Source organism: Dyadobacter sp. HNCC25DJ185, from assembly GCF_056895195.1.
The window spans coordinates 1-712 of sequence record NZ_JBXHAR010000035.1 but is presented as its reverse complement, the minus strand read 5'-3'; the positions used below and the strand labels follow the sequence as shown (position 1 = coordinate 712).

General features: G+C 52.5%; 1 pseudogene. It reads left to right on the top strand.

Features of this window, described 5'->3' with window-relative positions:
- Positions 1 to 712 (top strand): annotated as a pseudogene (locus AC1XUF_RS32060) (gliding motility-associated C-terminal domain-containing protein); the annotation flags it as partial.

Sequence of the window (712 nt, the reverse complement as noted above, 5' to 3'; positions counted from 1 at the left end):
CTACGAAATCAAACTGACCGCCTATTTTGATATCCAAAATGGGGAAGGCGCCGCCAACGCTCAGAACACCGTATTCTTTACCATCGGAAATGTTAACTCTACGGGTCAACCTGTGGTCCTCGAAGCACCACGTATTGAAAGCCCGCCACCAAATATTGGCAATAATACCACCCGTAACACTTATATCATCAACTACACTTTCCCTTCAACGGGCGAGTACAGGATCTCCTTTGAAGAGGATAACCGCAACAACAACATCCTCAACATAGGCCCCCCGCCCACTCAGAATCTGAACTTTTACGTCAGCACCATCCTGGAAATCAATGCCAGCTTTGGCCTTAACCAAACGCCCGTCCTGCTGAATGCGCCCATTGACCTGGCTGCGGTGGGTCAGCGGTACATCCATAACCCCAATGCCTTTGACGCAGACGGCGACAGCCTCGCCTACCGGTTGTTTATCCCCCAAAGGAGTGGCGTCAATGGCGCTGGTATCAATTTACAATATGTTGACCCCAACCAGATCGGCGCACCCGGTCGCACAGAAGCAGGCGCCTCTCCGGCCACTTTCAGCCTCGACCGCATCACTGGCGACCTGGTATGGGACGCACCCGTCACTAAGGGTTATTACAATGTCGCTTTTATCGTCGAAGAATGGCGCGATGGCGTGCTCATAGGGCAGATCGTCCGTGATATGCAGATCATCGTCGACGAT